The organism is Ramlibacter sp. G4-7, from assembly GCF_057784995.1.
Window position 1 is genome coordinate 1 of sequence record NZ_JBYNTT010000010.1, and the last position, 14,753, is coordinate 14,753.

Below are 14,753 nucleotides of genomic sequence, written 5' to 3' on the forward strand. Positions count from 1 at the left end.
GGCCGGTGCCGGAGCGGGCGCGGCCGGGCGCGCCGCGGGCGCGGCCGGTGCCGCAGCACGCGGGGCTGCGGTGCCCGGGCCGACCTGCGCCGACAAGGGCGCCTGGGGCTGCCGCAGTGCCGGCGGATCGAACAGCATCGTGAAGTCGCGCTGCACGCGGCCGGAGGACCACGCGGCCTCCAGGATGACGTCCACGAAGGGTTCGCTGACGGGACGGTCGCTGGCCAGCTGCAGGTAGTAGCTGCCGTTGGTGCGGCGCTGCAGGGTGATCGTGACGTTCGACAGGGCGCTGCTGTAGTCCAGGCCCTGGTTGCGGAAGACGTTGGGTGCCGCGATGTTCGCGTGCAGGGAGGACACTTCCTCCGGCGTGATCTCGGGAACGTCGATCTCGGCGCGCAGTGGCTCGCCGAGGGCGGACTGCACGGTCACGCGACCGAGTGCCAACGCCTGTGCGTCAGGGGAGGCAAAGCCGAAGGTGACTGCAGCAGCGAGCGCGAGCGCCGAGACTCGAAGTTTCGGCAGGCCCTTTTGTTGCTGAGTCCCCACACCTCCTCCGGGAGGCTGTCTTTTTCTCTTCATGCTGCCCATCGCTGAATTCGAAAAAGGACCATAGCAGCAACGTTTTAGACTGACAAGCTGAGACGCCGCTTAACGTCCGTGGAACGCTCATGCACCGCTCCGCACCCCATCCCTTGTTGCCAACGGGCAACGTCGAGCCATCGGCGGACTGTGGCGCGGACAACAAAAAGGCGCTGCGATGCAGCGCCCCGGGTGCCACTTTCTGCCGCGTCGATCAGGCCTCGAGCAGGATGCGCAGCATCCGGCGCAGGGGCTCCGCCGCGCCCCACAGCAGCTGGTCGCCGATGGTGAAGGCGCCGACGTACTCCGGACCCATGGCCAGCTTGCGGATGCGGCCCACCGGGATGCCCAGCGTGCCGGTCACGGCCACGGGCGTCAGGTCCCGGATCGAGGCTTCGCGCGTGTTCGGCACGACCTTGGCCCATGGGTTGTCGTTGGCGATCAGCGCCTCGATGTCCGCGAGCGGCACGTCCTTCTTCAGCTTGAAGGTCAGGGCCTGGCTGTGGCAACGCATCGCGCCGATGCGAACGCAGAAGCCGTCGACCGGGACCGCCGGGGTGCCGAAGCCTGCGCCCTGGCCGAGGATCTTGTTGGTCTCGGCGCCCGCCTTCCATTCTTCGCGGGACACACCGTTGCCCAGGTCCTTGTCGATCCAGGGGATCAGCGAGCCGCCCAGGGGCACGCCGAAGTTGGCGGTCTCTTCCCCGGACAGGGACTGCTGGCGCGCGAGCACCTTGCGGTCGATCTCCAGGATGGCGGACTTGGGGTCGTCCAGCAGCGCGCGCACTTCGGCGTTGAGCGTGCCGAACTGGGTGAGCAGCTCGCGCATGTGCTGCGCGCCGCCGCCGGAAGCGGCCTGGTAGGTCATGCTGGTCATCCACTCGACCAGGCCCGCCTTGTACAGCGCGCCCACGCCCATGAGCATGCAGCTCACGGTGCAGTTGCCGCCGATCCAGTTGCGGCCGCCCTTGCCCAGCGCATTCTTGATGACAGGCAGGTTGACCGGGTCCAGGACGATGACGGCGTCGTCCTTCATGCGCAGCGTGGAGGCCGCGTCGATCCAGTGGCCGTTCCAGCCGGCCGCGCGCAGCTTGGGGAACACCTCGGTCGTGTAGTCGCCGCCCTGGCAGGTGATGACCACGTCGCACTTCTTCAGCGCCTCGATGTCGAACGCGTCCTTGAGGGTCTTCTCGTTCTTCGCCTGGGCGGGCGCCTTGCCGCCGGCGTTGGAGGTGGAGAAGAACAGGGGCTCGATCAGGCCGAAGTCGCCCTCGGCCTGCATGCGGTCCATCAGGACCGAGCCGACCATGCCGCGCCAGCCCACGAGGCCGACCAGCGGTTGTTGTCCGTTCGAGAGAGTCATGGGTGCGCGCCTTTCAGTTTGGATCTGGTTCCCCCGGCTCGTCAGTGCCGGGGGTGGGCGCGACGAACCGGAGCTTGCTAGCTCTTGGTGGTCTTCGTCGTGATGGCCGCAACGACGGCCTCACCCATTTCGCGGGTGCCGACCTTGCGGGTGCCTTCGGACCAGATGTCCGCCGTCCGCAGGCCCTGGGACAGCACGGCCTTGACCGCGGACTCGATGCGGTCGGCGGCCTGGGGCTGGTTGAGGGAGAAGCGGAGCATCATGGCGGCTGACAGGATTGTAGCCAAAGGATTGGCGACCCCCTTGCCGGCGATGTCCGGCGCGCTGCCGTGGGACGGCTCGTACAGGCCCTGGTTGGACGCATTCAGGCTGGCCGACGGCAGCATCCCGATGGAGCCGGTCAGCATGGCCGCCTCGTCCGACAGGATGTCGCCGAACATGTTGCCGGTGACCACCACGTCGAAGGACTTGGGCGCCTTCACCAGCTGCATGGCCGCGTTGTCCACGTACATGTGGTCCAGCTTCACGTCCGGGTACTGCTGGCCGACCTCGGTGACCACGTCCTTCCAGAACTGGAAGGTCTCCAGCACGTTGGCCTTGTCCACGCTGGTCACCTTCTTGCTGCGCTTGCGCGCGGCCTGGAAGGCGACGTGGGCGATGCGCTCGATCTCCGGGCGCGCGTAGCGCATGGTGTCGAAAGCTTCCTCCGCGCCCTGGAACGCGCCGTCGGGAGACTGGCGACGCCCCCGCGGCTGGCCGAAGTAGATGTCGCCGGTGAGCTCCCGGATGATCAGGATGTCCAGTCCCGCGACCAGCTCGGGCTTCAGGCTGGAGGCGTGCGTGAGCTGCTCGTAGCAGATGGCCGGCCGGAAGTTCGCGAACAGCCCCAGGTTCCTGCGCAGGCCCAGGATCGCCTGCTCGGGGCGCAACTGCCGTTCCAGCTTGTCGTACTTCCAGTCGCCGACGGCGCCGAACAGCACCGCGTCGGCTTCCTTGGCGAGCTTGAGCGTGGCCTCGGGCAGCGGATGGCCATGCTTGTCGTACGCCATGCCGCCGACGTCGGCGAATTCCAGCTCGAACTTCAGGTCCAGGACCTTCAGGACCTTGACGGCCTCGTCGACGATTTCGGTGCCGATGCCGTCACCAGGGAGGACTGCGATTTTCATTGTGTTTTTCAGGAGTTCAGAGCGTATGGGCCAGCCAGGGCTTCTTCGCCAGGCGCTCGGCTTCGTATTGCCTGATCTTGTCGGACTGGCGCAGGGTCAGGCCGATGTCGTCGAAGCCGTTCATGAGGCAGTAGCGGCGGAAGGGCTGGACCTCGAAGGGGATTTCCTCGCCCTGGGGCTTGACGACCACCTGGCGGTCCAGGTCCACGGTCAGCTGGTAGCCCGGGAAGGCGTGCACCTCGTCGAACAACTGCGCCACGGTGGCGTCCGGCAGCACGATCGGCAGCAGGCCGTTCTTGAACGTGTTGTTGAAGAAGATGTCCGCGAAGCTCGGGGCGATCAGCGCGCGGAAGCCGTACTGCTGCAGCGCCCAGGGCGCGTGCTCGCGCGAGGAGCCGCAGCCGAAGTTCTTGCGCGCCAGCAGCACCGAGGCGCCCTGGTAGCGCGGCTGGTTCAGCACGAAGTCCGGGTTGGGCCGGCGGCTGGCCGGGTCCGAGTCCGGCTCGCCCTTGTCCAGGTAGCGCCACTCGTCGAACAGGTTGGGACCGAAGCCGGTCTTGGTGATCCGCTTGAGGAACTGCTTGGGGATGATCGCGTCCGTGTCGACGTTTTCGCGATCCATGGGGGCGACGAGCCCCTTGTGCACGATGAATTTGTCCATGATGGTCAGAAGGGGCCGGCCAGCGCTGCGCTGGTGCTCGTCCCCAGGTCCTTTATTTCTTCTTCGCCGTGTCTTCGATCTTCTCGCCCGCCTTCTGGATGTCCTGGCCCATGCCGCGCACGGTGTTGCAGCCGGCAAGCATCAGGGCGAAGGCGAACAGGGCGGCGGCGGTGATGGTCTTCATTGGCTCTCCTCTCAGGCGAACTGCCGGACATCGACGAAATGGCCATGGACGGCGGCAGCTGCCGCCATGGCGGGACTCACGAGGTGCGTGCGGCCGCCGGCACCCTGGCGGCCTTCGAAATTGCGGTTGCTGGTGGAGGCGCAGCGCTCGCCCGGCTCCAGCCGGTCGGCGTTCATCGCCAGGCACATGGAGCAGCCCGGCTCGCGCCACTCGAAGCCGGCGGCCTTGAAGATCTGGTCCAGGCCTTCGCGTTCGGCCTGCTCCTTGACCATGCCCGAGCCCGGCACCACGAGCGCCGCCTTGATGTTGGGCGCGACCTTGCGACCGAGCCGCTTGACCACCGCGGCGGCTTCGCGCATGTCCTCGATGCGGCTGTTGGTGCAGGAGCCGATGAACACCTTGTCGACGTAGATGTCGTTCATCGGCTTGCCCGGCTGCAGGCCCATGTAGGTCAGGGCGCGCTCCATGGCATTGCGCTTGTTGCCGTCCTTTTCCTTGTCCGGGTCCGGCACGCGGCCCTCGATGGTGGTGACCATCTCGGGCGAGGTGCCCCAGGTGACCTGCGGCTGGATCCCGGCGGCGTCCAGTTTCACCACCGTGTCCCATTTCGCATCGGGGTCGGAGAACAGGGTGCGCCAGTAGGCGACGGCCTGCTCCCACTCCACGCCGCTGGGCGCCAGCGGACGGCCCTTGACGTACTCGAAGGTCTTCTCGTCGGGCGCCACCATGCCGGCGCGCGCGCCGGCCTCGATGGCCATGTTGCACACGGTCATGCGGCCTTCCATGCTCAGGCTGCGGATGGCGGAGCCGGCGAACTCGATGGTGTAGCCCGTGCCGCCGGCGGTGCCGATCTTGCCGATGATCGCCAGCACGATGTCCTTGGCGGTCACGCCGAGGCCCAGCTTGCCCTCGACCTGCACCAGCATGTTCTTCGCCTTCTTGGCCAGCAGCGTCTGGGTGGCGAGCACGTGCTCCACCTCGGAGGTGCCGATGCCGTGCGCCAGCGCGCCGAAGGCGCCGTGCGTGGAGGTGTGCGAGTCGCCGCAGACCACCGTCATGCCGGGCAGCGTCGCGCCGGACTCGGGGCCGATCACGTGCACGATGCCCTGGCGTTTCGACAGGAAGGGGAAGTACGCGGCGGCACCGAACTCGTCGATGTTGTGGTCCAGGGTCGTGATCTGCTGCTTGGAGATCGGGTCGACGATGCCGTCGTAGCCGCGCTCCCAGCCGGTGGTGGGCGTGTTGTGGTCGGCGGTGGCCACCACGGAGCTGATGCGCCACACCTTGCGGCCGGTCTCGCGCAGGCCTTCGAAGGCCTGCGGGCTGGTCACCTCGTGCACCAGGTGGCGGTCGATGTAGAGGATGGACGTGCCGTCTTCCTCGGTGTGGACGACGTGCTCGTCCCAGATCTTGTCGTACAGGGTGCGGGCCATGGGCTTCCTTTGGCTTGAAATTCTATGCGGCGAGCGACTGCTGCTCCTGCGCGCGGGCGCGCAGGTGGTCCACCAGCAGGCGGGCGGTGAGCGGGAGGGTGGAAAAATCGCGGGCGGCCAGGCGGATGTCCCGCGTGGCCCAGGCATCGGTGAGGCGCACGCAGTCCAGGTCGCCCACGCCGTGCATCAGCATGAAGGCGCGGCGCGGCATGACGCCCACGCCCAGGCCGTTGTGGATCATGCGGCACATGGCGTCCAGGCCCGTGACGTGGATGCGCAGGCGGATGGGGCGCCCCGCGGCGGCGGCGGCGTCGCGCATGGCCAGGTAGATGGAGCTGTTGGAGTGCAGGCCGACGTGGTCGAAGTCCAGCGTGTCCTCGAACGCCACCGCCGTCCTGCGCGCCAGCACATGTCCGCGCGGCACGATCAGCACCAGTTCGTCCTGGCGGTAGGGCAGCGTCTGCAGCTCGTGGCCATTGCCGCCGGCGGCGATGTTGCAGATGCCCAGGTCCGCCGCGCCTTCCTGCACGGCGCGCAGCACCTCGGTGGACAGGTGCTCCTCCAGGTCGATCTTCACCTGCGGGTGCGCCTGGCTGAAGGCGCCCAGGTCCTCGGGCAGGAACTGCACGATGGCGGAGATGTTGGCATGGATGCGCACGTGGCCGCGCACGCCCTCGGCGTATTCGGACAGCTCCGCCTGCATCTTCTCCAGGCTGAAGAGGACCGAGCGCGCGTGGTGCAGCAGGCTCTCGCCGGCCGGCGTCAGCTTGACGCCGCGCGTGTGGCGATAGAGCAGGGGCGTCTCCAGCGTCGCCTCCAGGTCCGACAGCCGCTTGCTCACCGCCGACGCGGCGATGAACTCGCGCTCGGCCGCCTTGCCGATGGAGCCGAGCTCGCACACGGCGACGAACAGCTGCAGCGAGGTCAGGTCAATGCGGCGGGCGAAGGAACGTTCGGAGGGACGCATGGCGGCTTGGGCATCGCGTGGCGCGATGGCGAAGCCGCTATTTTCAGGGATAGGGTGGGGTTGCGCCATCGCCATCCGCGATGACGGCCCTCCCGGGTCGGGTATCAGTCCCGCAGCGTCAGCATGCGGTTGGTCCGCAGCGCCAGCAGCGTGCAGACCGCGCCGGACAGCAGGTACAGGCTCACCGCCACCAGCCCGAACCGGGCCGACAGGAACAGGGCCACCAGCGGCGCGAAGGCGGCACCGATGAGCCAGGCGAGGTCGGTGGTGAGGGCCGAACCGGTGTAGCGGAAGGACGGCAGGAAGTTGCCCGCCACCGCGCCGGCGGCCTGGCCATAGGACAGCCCGAGCAGCACGAAGCCCACGAGGATGAAGGCGTCCTGCGCCCCGGTCCCGCCTCCCAGCAGCCAGGGCGTTGCCAGGCTGAACAGGCCGATGGCGATGGCCGACCCGCCCAGCACCCTGCGGCGGCCGACGCGGTCGGCGATCCAGCCGGAGGCCAGCATGGCCAGGCCGGCGAGCACGGCACCCACCAGTTCCACGGCGAGCACCTGGCTGATCTCCTGCTCCGAATACAGCATCACCCAGGACAGCGGGAAGACCGTGACCAGGTGGAACAAGGCATAGGAGGCGAGCGAAGCGAAGGCGCCGATCACCACGTTGTAGCCCTGCTGCCGGAAGAGTTCACCGGTGTCGCAGGGCTCCAGCTCGTGCGCGTGCAGTTCGCGCTCGTATTCGTGCGTCACCACCAGGCGCAGGCGCGCGAACAGCGCCACCACGTTGATGGCGAAGGCGGCAAAGAAGGGGAAGCGCCAGCCCCACTCGTGGAAGTCCACGGGCGACAGGTTGCCCCACAGGTAGGCGAAGAGGCCGCAGGCGATCAGGAAGCCCAGGGGCGCGCCCAGCTGTCCCAGCATGGCATAGCGGCCGCGCTTGCCTTCCGGGGCGTTGAGCGACAGCAGCGAGGGCAGGCCGTCCCAGGAGCCGCCCAGCGCCAGGCCCTGGCCGATGCGGCACGCCAGCAGCAGGACGATGCCGGTGGCGCCGGCCGCGGCGTAGGAGGGCAGCAGCGCGATGCCCACGGTGCAGCTTCCCAGCAGGAACAGCGACACGGTCAGCTTGGCGCCGCGCCCGAAGCGGCGCTGCAGCGCCATCCCGAGCAGCGTGCCGACCGGCCGCACCACGAAGGCGATCGCCAGCAGCCCGAACGCCCACAGGATGCCTTCGACCCGCCCGGCGAACGGAAAGAACACCGTCGGGAACACCAGCACCGAGGCGATGCCGAACACGAAGAAGTCGAAGTACTCCGAGGCCCGGCCGATCACCACGCCCACGGCGATGTCGCCCGGGGCGACGCTCGCGGCTTCGGCGGAGTTCTCCGGATTCGCGCCGTGGGCGCCGGTCAGGGGCGAAGGGAGGGGAGGCAGCGGGGCGCGGGCGGCAGAAGTCATCGGAGCGGAACGGGGGGACGAACCGGGGAAGGGTAACCGAGGAAAGGGCAAAAGGGCAAAACCCGGCGCGAGGGGGAAAGGGCCTGAAACCGGGTGGGACAAAATGTCCACTTCTTGAGTTGCATCAAGAGGGATACATTGGCGCCCGAAGCGCAATGAGCGTTTACCCCAGCGCGACCGATCCCGATGCCTCCTTCCCCCTTCCGCCATCCGCTCGCGCGCCTCGGCGCCCTCGCGGCCCTGGTCCTGCCGCTGGCAGGCTGCAACCTGATCGTGATGAAGCCGCACGGCGACGTCGCCGTGCAACAGGCGCAGTTGATCCTCACGTCCACCTTCCTGATGCTGCTGATCATCGTGCCGGTGATCGCGCTGATCCTGTTCTTCGCGTACCGCTACCGCGCTTCGAACGAGCAGGCCACGTACACGCCCGACTGGGACCACTCCACCAAGCTGGAGCTGGTGATCTGGGGCGCGCCGCTGCTGATCATCATCGCCCTGGGCGCGATCACCTGGATCAGCACCCACAAGCTGGACCCGTTCCGGCCGCTGGAGCGCATCGATGCCCAGCGGCCGCTGCCCGCCGGCACCGAGCCGCTGGTGGTGAACGTCGTCGCCATGGACTGGAAGTGGCTGTTCCTGTATCCGGAGCAGGGCATCGCCTCGCTCAACGAGCTGGCGCTGCCGGTGGACCGCCCGGTGGAATTCCGCATGACCGCCTCCACGGTCATGAACACCTTCTACGTGCCGGCGATGGCCGGCATGGTCTACGCGATGCCGGGCATGCAGACCAAGCTGAACGCGGTGCTCAACCGCACCGGCAACTACGAAGGCCTGTCGGCGAACTACAGCGGCGCGGGCTTCTCGGACATGCGCTTTCGCGTGCTGAGCCTCAACGACGCCGACTTCTCCGCCTGGGTGGCGGCCAACAAGAGCGGCGGCGTGGCGCTCACGCGCACGAACTACCTGGAGCTGGAGAAACCCAGCCACAAGGAGCCCGTGCGCCACTTCGCGCAGGTGGAAGCCGGCCTGTACGAAGCAGTGCTGAACCGCTGCGTCGACGGCCGCAAGATGTGCAGCCACCAGATGATGGCCATCGACGCCGGGGGCGGCCTGGGCAAGGGCAACGTCGACGGCATCCTGCGCCAGTCCACGGCCACCGGCGCGCGCGCCGTCGTCGCCGCCCTCTGCACCCCCGACAACCCGCTGGGCCTGCCGCGCCCCGCCGCCGCGGACTGAAGACATGAGCCTGACCGAACTGATCCTGGGCAAGCTGGGATGGGAAGCCATCCCCCTGCACGAGCCCATCCTCCTCGCCACCTTCGCCGGGGTCGTGCTCGGGGGCCTCGTCGTCGTGGGCGGGCTGACCAGGCTGCGCCTGTGGGGCCCGCTGTGGCACGACTGGATCTGCAGCATCGACCACAAGAAGATCGGCATCATGTACGTGGTGCTGGGCATCGTGATGCTGCTGCGCGGCTTCGCCGACGCGATCATGATGCGCATGCACCAGGCCGTGGCCTTCGGCGACAACGCCGGCTTCCTGCCGCCGCACCACTACGACCAGATCTTCACCGCGCACGGCGTGATCATGATCTTCTTCGTCGCCATGCCCCTGGTGACGGGCCTCATGAACTACCTCGTGCCGCTGCAGATCGGCGCGCGCGACGTGGCCTTCCCGTTCCTGAACAACTTCAGCTTCTGGATGACCACGGGCGGCGCCGCCCTGGTGATGGCCTCGCTGTTCATCGGCGAGTTCGCCAAGACCGGCTGGCTCGCGTACCCGCCGCTGTCGGGGCTGGCCGCGAGTCCGGACGTGGGGGTGGACTACTACATCTGGGCCCTGCAGGTGGCCGGCATCGGCACGACCTTGTCCGGCATCAACCTGATCGCCACCATCCTGAAGATGCGTGCGCCCGGCATGAAGCTGATGAAGATGCCGGTGTTCACCTGGACGTCCCTGTGCACGAACGTGCTGATCGTGGCCAGCTTCCCGATCCTGGCCGCGGCCCTGGCGCTGCTCTCGGCGGACCGCTACCTGGGCACCAACTTCTTCACGAACGACCTGGGCGGCAACGCCATGCTGTACGTGAACCTGATCTGGATCTGGGGCCACCCCGAGGTCTACATCCTGGTGCTGCCCGTGTTCGGCGTGTTCTCGGAGGTGGTCGCCACCTTCAGCGGCAAGCGCCTGTTCGGCTACGCGTCCATGGTCTACGCGACCTGCGTGATCGCCGTGCTGTCCTACCTGGTGTGGCTGCACCACTTCTTCACCATGGGCTCGGGGGCGAGCGTGAACTCCTTCTTCGGGATCACGACCATGATCATCTCGATCCCGACCGGCGCGAAGATCTTCAACTGGCTGTTCACCATGTACCGCGGGCGCATCCGCTTCGAGCTGCCGATGCTGTGGACGGTGGGCTTCATGGTCACCTTCGTCATCGGCGGCATGACGGGCGTGCTGCTGGCGGTGCCGGCGGCCGACTTCGTGCTGCACAACAGCCTGTTCCTGATCGCGCATTTCCACAACGTGATCATCGGCGGCGTCGTGTTCGGCATCTTCGCCGGCATCAACTACTGGTTCCCCAAGGCCTTCGGCTACCGGCTCGACGACTTCTGGGGCCGGGTGTCCTTCTGGTGCTGGCTGGTCGGCTTCTGGGTCGCCTTCACGCCGCTGTACGTGCTGGGGCTCATGGGCGTCACGCGGCGCGTGAGCCACTTCGACGACCCTTCGCTGCAGGTCTGGTTCGTGATCGCGGGCGTGGGCGCCGGCCTGATCGCCCTGGGCATCGGCGCCTTCCTCGTCCAGCTGGTGGTGAGCTACCTGCGGCGCGAGCAGCTGCGCGACCTGACCGGCGACCCGTGGAACGGCCGCACCCTGGAGTGGGCCACCGCCTCGCCGCCGGCCGACTACAACTTCGCGTTCACGCCGGTGGTGTACGACACCGACGCCTGGCACGACATGAAGCAGCGCGGCGCCGTGCGCCCGACCTCCGGCTTCCAGTCCATCCACATGCCGAAGAACACCGCGGCCGGCTTCGTGATCGCCATGATCGCCACCCTGCTGGGCTTCGCGCTGGTGTGGCACATGTGGCTGGTGGCCGGCGTCAGCTTCGTCGCGATGCTCGCCGCGGCCATCATCCACACCTTCAACTACGACCGTGACTTCCACATCCCGGCGGACGTGGTCACGCGCAGCGAGGACGCGCGCACGCGCGACCTGGCCGCAGCCTGAGGAACAGCCAGGACCATGTCTTCCCCCACCGTGAACATCGCCGGCGCCCCGCCGGTCTTCTACGACGACGGCAGCCACCACCCGGAACAAGGCACCCTGTTCGGGTTCTGGATGTACCTGATGAGCGACTGCCTCGTCTTCGCCGTCCTGTTCGCCACCTACGCGGTGCTGGGCCGCAGCTATGCGGCGGGCCCGTCCGGCGCCGACCTGTTCGAGCTGCCGCTGGTGGCGGTGAACACCGGCCTGCTGCTGCTGTCTTCCATCACCTATGGCTTCGCGATGATCGCGATGCTGGCCGGCAGGAAGGGACAGGTGCTGGCCTGGCTGGCCGTCACCGGGCTGCTCGGGCTGGGTTTCCTCGGCATCGAGCTCTACGAGTTCTCGCACCTGGTCCACGAGGGCTTCGGGCCCCAGCGCAGCGCCTTCCTCTCCAGCTTCTTCACGCTGGTGGGTACGCACGGCCTGCACGTGACCTTCGGAACCGTCTGGCTCGTGACCCTGATGGTGCAGGTCGGCAAGCTGGGCCTCACGCGCGAGAACAAGCGCCGGCTGGTGTGCCTGTCGATGTTCTGGCACTTCCTGGACGTCGTGTGGATCGGCGTCTTCACCTTCGTCTACCTGGTGGGGGTCCTGCCATGAGCGCCGCGCAGCACGAGCACCACGACGGCCACGACGACGTCGGCTACCACGCCACCGTCAAGGGCTACCTGGTGGGCTTCGTGCTCGCCGTGGTCCTCACGGCGATTCCCTTCTGGCTGGTGATGGCGAAGGTGCTGCCGCCCGAGCCGACCAAGTTCATCATCCTGGGCCTCGCGGCCGTGCAGGTGGTCGTGCACATGATCTACTTCCTGCACCTGAACGCGAAGGTCGAAGGCGGCTGGTCCATGCTCGCCACCATCTTCACCCTCATCGTGGTGGTGATCATGCTGGCCGGTTCCGTCTGGGTGATGTACCACATGAACGCCAACATGATGCCCATGGACCCGCACACGGTGCGCAACATGCCTTGAGCACCCACCCTCCGGCGCGGGGCCCGCGCACGCTGCGCGCGCTGCTGGTGATGCTCACCGCCTGCGCCCTGGCGTGCGCGGGCTTCGCCGCGCTGGGGGTGTGGCAGCTCGAGCGCCTCGCCTGGAAGGAGGCGCTGATCGCGCGGGTGCAGCGCAACGTCAGCGAAGCGCCCGTGCCCCCGCCCGGTCCGGGGCAGTGGGACCGCCTCACGCAGGAGGATGAATACCGGCGGGTGCAGGCCCATGGCCGGCTGGACTACGAGCGCGAGGTGCTGGTCGCGGCGACGACCGCGCTGGGACAGGGCTACTGGGTGCTCACGCCGATGCAGACCGAGGAGGGCCCCTGGCTGCTGGTGAACCGCGGCTTCGTTCCGCTGGAGCTGCGCGAGCGGGTGCCCCAAGCCGCGCTGGAGGAGACGGTCACCGGCTTGCTGCGCGCGAGCGAGCCGGGCGGGCGGCTGCTGCAGAAGAACGACCCCGCCGCGGACCGCTGGTACTCGCGCGACGTGGCCGCCATCGCGGCGCGCCAGCACCTGGCCGGTCCGGTGAGCCCCTTCTTCATCGACCAGGTCGGCAGCTCCGATCCGGCGGCGTGGCCGCGTCCCGGGCTCACGGTGCTGCGCTTTCCCAACGACCACCTGGCCTACGCGCTCACCTGGTTCGCGCTTGCCGCCATGATGGCCGCGGCCTTCGGCTACGTGCTGCTGGACGCCCGGCGGCGGCGGCGCCCGCAGTGAGGCGACCGGCTTGCTGAGGCCACCCGCCTTCCCACCCGCGCCCGACGCCGCCGGCATGGCGCCGGAGCGGCTCGCCCACCGCCGCAACCTGCTGCAGCTCGTGGAGCTGCGCTGGCTGGCCGTGGCCGGCCAGCTGCTCACGATCCTCGTGGTGGAGCTGCTGCTGGCCGTGGAACTGCCGCTGCGCGAGATGCTGACGCTGCTCGCGGTGCTGGCCCTGTTCAACGTCGCGAGCTGGCTGCGCACGCGCCTGGCGCTGCCGGTCGTCAATGGCGAGCTCTTCGCCGGCCTGCTGGTCGACGTCGCCGTGCTCACCGGCCAGCTCTATTACGCGGGCGGCATCACCAACCCCTTCATCTTCCTGTTCCTGCTGCAGGTCGCGGTGGGCTCGGTGCTGCTGCGGCCCCGCTACGTGTGGGGGCTGGTGCTGGCGACGACCGCGGCCTTCGTCGCGCTGACCTTGCGGCACCGGCCGCTCGCCTTGCCGGGGCTTTTCGATGCCGTGCTCTCCAGCGACTACGTGAGCGGGCTGCTGGTGTGCTTCGTGCTCGACGCGGCGCTGCTGGTGATCTTCATCGGCCGCATCTCGCGCAACCTGCGCCAGCGCGACGAGGCGCTGGCCAGGCTGCGCCAGCGCGCGGCGGAAGAGGAGCACATCGTGCGCATGGGCCTGCTGGCCTCGGGCGCGGCGCACGAGCTGGGCACGCCGCTCGCCACCTTGTCCGTGATCCTGGGCGACTGGTCGCGCATGGCGCCCTTCGCCGGCGAGCCCGAGCTGCGCGAGGAGATCGAGGAGATGCAGCGCCAGATCGCCCGCTGCAAGGCCATCGTCGCGGGCATCCTGAGCTCCGCCGGCGAGACCCGCGGCGATGCGCCGCAGGAGACTTCGCTGAACGCGTTCCTGGACGAACTGGTCGGTGAGTGGAGGCGCAGCCGCGGTGCCGCGCTGGAGTTCGCGCGCGAGGGCCTGGACCTGCCGATCATCTCCGACACCGCGCTCCAGCAGATGGTGCACAACATCCTGGACAACGCGCTGGAGGCCGCGCCCGGCGCGCCGCTGTTCTTCCAGGCCCGCTGGGACGAGGACACGCTGAGCCTGCGCGTGCGCGACCGCGGGCCGGGCTTCCCGCCCGGCGTCCTCGAGCGCCTGGGCACGCCCTACCAGTCCAGCAAGGGCTCGGGCCGCGGCCTGGGGCTCTTCCTGGCCTTCAATGTCGCACGCACCCTGGGGGGACAGGTGGCGGCGCACAATGTTCCGGGAGGGGCCGAGGTGACGATCACGCTGCCGCTGGCCGCCCTGGTGCCGCAGGAGGATGCCGAGGATGGACGCTGAACGCGAACTGCTGGTGGTGGAGGACGACGACGCCTTCGCCCGCACGCTCACGCGTTCCTTCGAGCGGCGCGGCTATCGTGTGCTGCGCGCGTCCGACCTGGAAAGCGCGCGGGCGCTGCTGGAGGGCCACGCGCCTGCGTACGCGGTGGTGGACCTCAAGCTCGCCGGCGGCGCCTCCGGACTGGCCTGCGTGCAACTGCTGCACGAGCACGACCCCGGGATGGTGATCGTGGTGCTGACCGGCTACGCGAGCATCGCGACCGCCGTGGAGGCCATCAAGCTGGGCGCGCGCCACTACCTCGCCAAGCCCGCCAACACGGACGACATCGAAGCCGCCTTCGCGCGCGCGCAGGGCGACACGGGGGTGGAGCTCACCGAGCGCCAGACCAGCATCAAGACGCTGGAGTGGGAGCGCATCCACGAGACGCTCGCCGAGACCGGGTTCAACATCTCCGAGACCGCCCGCCGCCTGGGCATGCACAGGCGCACGCTCGCCCGCAAGCTGGAAAAGCAGCGGGTGAAATAGCCGCCGCGTCATTGCGGCCTCGCGCCGCGATCCATGCGGCGGCGGATCCAGCGGCGCATGGATCCCGGGTGAAGCCCGGGATGACAGCCTCGCCACCTGCAGTAGCCTTCGGGA

General features: G+C 68.5%; 15 protein-coding genes. 7 read left to right on the forward strand and 8 right to left on the reverse strand.

Features of this window, described 5'->3' with window-relative positions; translation table 11 throughout:
- From AC3EGR_RS14775 to AC3EGR_RS14810, 8 genes are all read right to left on the reverse strand, one after another.
- Positions 1-588: type IV pilus assembly protein FimV (locus tag AC3EGR_RS14775; RefSeq protein WP_488547255.1), on the reverse strand; the 588-nt coding region annotated here is incomplete at its 3' end.
- A 205-nt stretch (positions 589-793) separates the two neighbouring features.
- Positions 794-1,942 carry an aspartate-semialdehyde dehydrogenase gene (asd, locus tag AC3EGR_RS14780; RefSeq protein ID WP_488547256.1) on the reverse strand — a complete coding sequence of 383 codons (1,149 nt, stop codon included), beginning with the start codon at positions 1,940-1,942 and terminating at the stop codon, positions 794-796.
- Between the two features lie 77 nt (positions 1,943-2,019).
- On the reverse strand, positions 2,020-3,108 hold the full coding sequence (leuB, locus tag AC3EGR_RS14785) for a 3-isopropylmalate dehydrogenase (RefSeq protein ID WP_488547257.1): 1,089 nt from the start codon (positions 3,106-3,108) through the stop codon (positions 2,020-2,022).
- A 16-nt stretch (positions 3,109-3,124) separates the two neighbouring features.
- Positions 3,125-3,769: a 3-isopropylmalate dehydratase small subunit gene (gene leuD, locus AC3EGR_RS14790; protein ID WP_488547258.1), complete on the reverse strand. Its 645-nt coding sequence runs from the start codon at positions 3,767-3,769 to the stop codon at positions 3,125-3,127.
- 52 nt (positions 3,770-3,821) lie between these two features.
- The gene (locus tag AC3EGR_RS14795; protein ID WP_488547259.1) at positions 3,822-3,953 is read right to left on the reverse strand and encodes an entericidin A/B family lipoprotein; all 132 of its coding nucleotides are present in this window, start codon (positions 3,951-3,953) and stop codon (positions 3,822-3,824) included.
- An 11-nt stretch (positions 3,954-3,964) separates the two neighbouring features.
- Positions 3,965-5,386, reverse strand: a complete 1,422-nt coding sequence (gene leuC / locus AC3EGR_RS14800; protein WP_488547260.1) for a 3-isopropylmalate dehydratase large subunit — start codon at positions 5,384-5,386, stop codon at positions 3,965-3,967.
- Positions 5,387-5,408: 22 nt separating this feature from the next.
- The gene (locus tag AC3EGR_RS14805; protein WP_488547261.1) at positions 5,409-6,353 is read right to left on the reverse strand and encodes a LysR family transcriptional regulator; all 945 of its coding nucleotides are present in this window, start codon (positions 6,351-6,353) and stop codon (positions 5,409-5,411) included.
- A gap of 104 nt (positions 6,354-6,457) precedes the next feature.
- Positions 6,458-7,804 carry an MFS transporter gene (locus tag AC3EGR_RS14810; RefSeq protein ID WP_488547262.1) on the reverse strand — a complete coding sequence of 449 codons (1,347 nt, stop codon included), beginning with the start codon at positions 7,802-7,804 and terminating at the stop codon, positions 6,458-6,460.
- Positions 7,805-7,990: 186 nt separating this feature from the next.
- Between AC3EGR_RS14810 and cyoA the strand changes: the two genes are divergently transcribed.
- Genes cyoA through AC3EGR_RS14845 form a run of 7 tightly spaced genes read left to right on the forward strand, consistent with a single transcriptional unit; the run spans position 7,991 to position 14,639 of the window.
- Positions 7,991-9,040 carry a ubiquinol oxidase subunit II gene (gene cyoA / locus AC3EGR_RS14815; RefSeq protein WP_488547263.1) on the forward strand — a complete coding sequence of 350 codons (1,050 nt, stop codon included), beginning with the start codon at positions 7,991-7,993 and terminating at the stop codon, positions 9,038-9,040.
- Between the two features lie 4 nt (positions 9,041-9,044).
- The gene (gene cyoB / locus AC3EGR_RS14820) at positions 9,045-11,033 is read left to right on the forward strand and encodes a cytochrome o ubiquinol oxidase subunit I (RefSeq protein WP_488547264.1); all 1,989 of its coding nucleotides are present in this window, start codon (positions 9,045-9,047) and stop codon (positions 11,031-11,033) included.
- A 15-nt stretch (positions 11,034-11,048) separates the two neighbouring features.
- On the forward strand, positions 11,049-11,672 hold the full coding sequence (gene cyoC, locus AC3EGR_RS14825; protein WP_488547265.1) for a cytochrome o ubiquinol oxidase subunit III: 624 nt from the start codon (positions 11,049-11,051) through the stop codon (positions 11,670-11,672).
- Complete coding sequence (cyoD, locus tag AC3EGR_RS14830) at positions 11,669-12,043, forward strand: cytochrome o ubiquinol oxidase subunit IV (protein ID WP_488547266.1); 375 nt, start codon at positions 11,669-11,671, stop codon at positions 12,041-12,043. The genes cyoC and cyoD overlap by 4 nt, the downstream gene beginning before the upstream one ends.
- Positions 12,040-12,780, forward strand: coding sequence for an SURF1 family protein (locus AC3EGR_RS14835; RefSeq protein ID WP_488547267.1), 741 nt, complete (start codon positions 12,040-12,042; stop codon positions 12,778-12,780). Before cyoD ends, AC3EGR_RS14835 begins: the two co-directional genes overlap by 4 nt.
- Positions 12,781-12,835: 55 nt before the next feature.
- Positions 12,836-14,113: an ATP-binding protein gene (locus AC3EGR_RS14840; protein WP_488547486.1), complete on the forward strand. Its 1,278-nt coding sequence runs from the start codon at positions 12,836-12,838 to the stop codon at positions 14,111-14,113.
- Positions 14,103-14,639: a response regulator transcription factor gene (locus tag AC3EGR_RS14845; protein WP_488547268.1), complete on the forward strand. Its 537-nt coding sequence runs from the start codon at positions 14,103-14,105 to the stop codon at positions 14,637-14,639. The genes AC3EGR_RS14840 and AC3EGR_RS14845 overlap by 11 nt, the downstream gene beginning before the upstream one ends.
- Positions 14,640-14,753 lie beyond the last annotated feature (114 nt).

Excerpts from the sequence above, each read along its gene's own strand:
- leuC (WP_488547260.1), bottom strand. The coding sequence starts at position 5,386 with ATGGCCCGCACCCTGTACGACAAGATCTGGGACGAGCACGTCGTCCAC.
- cyoC (WP_488547265.1), top strand. The coding sequence starts at position 11,049 with ATGTCTTCCCCCACCGTGAACATCGCCGGCGCCCCGCCGGTCTTCTAC.
- cyoD (WP_488547266.1), top strand. The coding sequence starts at position 11,669 with ATGAGCGCCGCGCAGCACGAGCACCACGACGGCCACGACGACGTCGGC.
- leuD (WP_488547258.1), bottom strand. The coding sequence starts at position 3,769 with ATGGACAAATTCATCGTGCACAAGGGGCTCGTCGCCCCCATGGATCGC.
- cyoB (WP_488547264.1), top strand. The coding sequence starts at position 9,045 with ATGAGCCTGACCGAACTGATCCTGGGCAAGCTGGGATGGGAAGCCATC.
- AC3EGR_RS14805 (WP_488547261.1), bottom strand. The coding sequence starts at position 6,353 with ATGCGTCCCTCCGAACGTTCCTTCGCCCGCCGCATTGACCTGACCTCG.
- asd (WP_488547256.1), bottom strand. The coding sequence starts at position 1,942 with ATGACTCTCTCGAACGGACAACAACCGCTGGTCGGCCTCGTGGGCTGG.
- leuB (WP_488547257.1), bottom strand. The coding sequence starts at position 3,108 with ATGAAAATCGCAGTCCTCCCTGGTGACGGCATCGGCACCGAAATCGTC.
- AC3EGR_RS14810 (WP_488547262.1), bottom strand. The coding sequence starts at position 7,804 with ATGACTTCTGCCGCCCGCGCCCCGCTGCCTCCCCTCCCTTCGCCCCTG.
- AC3EGR_RS14845 (WP_488547268.1), top strand. The coding sequence starts at position 14,103 with ATGGACGCTGAACGCGAACTGCTGGTGGTGGAGGACGACGACGCCTTC.
- AC3EGR_RS14840 (WP_488547486.1), top strand. The coding sequence starts at position 12,836 with ATGGCGCCGGAGCGGCTCGCCCACCGCCGCAACCTGCTGCAGCTCGTG.
- cyoA (WP_488547263.1), top strand. The coding sequence starts at position 7,991 with ATGCCTCCTTCCCCCTTCCGCCATCCGCTCGCGCGCCTCGGCGCCCTC.
- AC3EGR_RS14795 (WP_488547259.1), bottom strand. The coding sequence starts at position 3,953 with ATGAAGACCATCACCGCCGCCGCCCTGTTCGCCTTCGCCCTGATGCTT.